Origin of the sequence: Burkholderia sp. LMG 13014 (assembly GCF_905232215.1) — a bacterium.
Lineage (GTDB): Bacteria > Pseudomonadota > Gammaproteobacteria > Burkholderiales > Burkholderiaceae > Burkholderia.
The window spans coordinates 1-2,156 of record NZ_CAJNKE010000810.1; the positions used below are offsets into that span (position 1 = coordinate 1).

At 69.0% G+C, this 2,156-nt stretch carries 1 protein-coding gene; it reads right to left on the minus strand.

Going from position 1 to position 2,156, the window contains the following annotated elements; translation table 11 throughout:
- On the minus strand, positions 1 to 2,060 hold a 2,060-nt coding region (locus JYJ84_RS34865; RefSeq protein ID WP_205190142.1), incomplete at its 3' end, for a site-specific recombinase.
- Positions 2,061 to 2,156: the final 96 nt, after the last annotated feature.

Below are 2,156 nucleotides of genomic sequence, written 5' to 3' on the forward strand. Positions count from 1 at the left end.
GGATTCGACAGCACCGTGCGGACGATCGCGGCGACGAGCGCGCGCACCTTGGTTCGGCGCAGGCTGCGCGAACGCACGGCCATCGTGAACGCGAGCGCGAAGCTCACGAGCACGTTGAGGATCGCCATGCTGAGCACGCCGGCGCAGGCCCACCACAGCTCGGGCGTGCCGAGCGCGTCCTTGCCCAGCACGCCGAGCGCGATCCCGATCGAACCGGCCGACAGCGTCACGTGCCGTACCTCGAACGGGAACATGAACACGGTGACGATCGCCGGAATCAGGCCGAGCATCAGGCCGAGGCCGACGTTCGCGACCACGCCGGCCACGTTCGACCGGCAGAAGTGCGCGAGCTTCGCCGCGCCGGCCGCGCCGAGCGTGAGGCGCAGCCGGCGGTTGTACGTGAGCGCGTCGCCGACCCGGTGCAGCACGAACCAGTTGTCGGCCCAGCCCGCGAGCAGGCTCGACGCCCACAGCAGCACGCCCGTCAGCGCCGCGTAGAGCGGCGTCGGGCCGAGCAGCGAGAACGAGTGCAGCGTCGCATGGGCTTTCTCCGGCGAGATCAGGTTCGCATGCAGCAGGTTGCCCGCGAACAGCTGCACCAGCAGGCACACGGGCAGCACGACGAGCACGTTGCCGGAAATCGCGGCGGCCTGCGTGCGGATCAGCGCGATCACCGATGCCACGAACGCCTTCACGCCTTCCTCGTGGCCGGTGTCGTCGAGCTCGCGCGCGAGCGTCGGCGCGGTCATCGCGGGCTGCTTGGTCGCGAGCGTGAAGTGCAGGAAGTGCATCAGCATGAAGCTGGCCGCGTAGTTGACGCCCGCGAGCAGCCCTTCGAGCATCGACTGCAGGTGCGCGCCCGTGATCGCGAACTTCATGCACACGGTCACGACGGTGACGAGCCCGCCGCCCGCGGCCATCCGCAGCATCTTCAGGTACTCGGCGCGGCCGCGCGAGATGTAGTGCTCGCCGGTGTCGGCGTTGGTCTCGACGAGCTTGCGCGCGAACAGCGAGAAGTTGCTGCGCACGAGGTGCGACACGCTCTGGCTGTTGTGGTTCGCGTCGATGAGCTCGGCCGTCAGGTGCGCCATCCCGTGCAGGTCGTCGCGTGCCATCCACGCGTTGAGCAGCATCTCGGCGCGCAGGATGCGCATGCGCATCCGCTCGACCTGGAACACGATGTCGACCGACACACCGTTGCGGTACAGGTGCGAGAACACCTCGTCGACGGCGATCCGGCATTCGTCGAGCAGCACGCGCAGGTAGTTCACCTCGTGCAGCAGCTTGCTCGGGTCGCCACCGTCCTCGACGGCCGCGTGCGCGGTCTCGACCGCGAGCATTGCGCGCGTGAGACGGTAGAACGGCTGTGTTTCGAGCGGCTTGCGCGCGTCGTCGTCGGAGAGCCGGTTGCGCACCGTCTGCGACAGGCCGGTCGAGCTGATCTGGCAGGTGAGGTTGTGCAGCGCGGCCAGCAGGTCGCGCGAGAACGAACCCGGCTCGTGGCGCTCCTCGTCGGTGATGTCGAACGAGATCAGCTCGGCGAGGCGGGTGAGCAGATCGTCGGGCAGCGCGTCGATCCATTGCGCGTCTTCCGGCGTCGGGAACATCAGCGTGAAGAGCGCCGACAGCTCGCGGCGGTTCGGTGCGGGCGGGATCAGCGACGAGTCGATCCGCTCGAACAGCGCGCCGAAGAAGCCCGAGTGCACGGGCATGCCGGCGTCGCACAGGAGCGAGATGCCGTCGCACTCGCGCAGGATGCCGCGCAGGATGCGCGCGGCGTGCGTTTTCCACTCGGGATTGCGATCGAGCACGTGGAACAGGTAGCGCAGCCGCGCATGGGCCGGATACGCGCGCGCATCGGCGTCGCGATCGGCCGGCGCGTCCTGCGCGGCCTGCATCGTGCCGGTGCGGCGCAGCCAGTGCGCGAGCTCGATCAGCCATTCGCTGCGCTCGGCGTACGACGCATCGGCGTCGGCGTGCGCGAGCAGCGCATCGAGCTGGTGACCGGCATTGCGCGACGCGCGCCACTTCTTGATCAGGGTCGTCAGGGAACGAAACATAAACGGAATAGCGAAAGCCCTCGGCGGGCGGGTTCGGGATGCCGGCCGGAGAAACGGCGCGGCGCCGGGGAGAACGGGTGAGACGGGGCCGGTTGC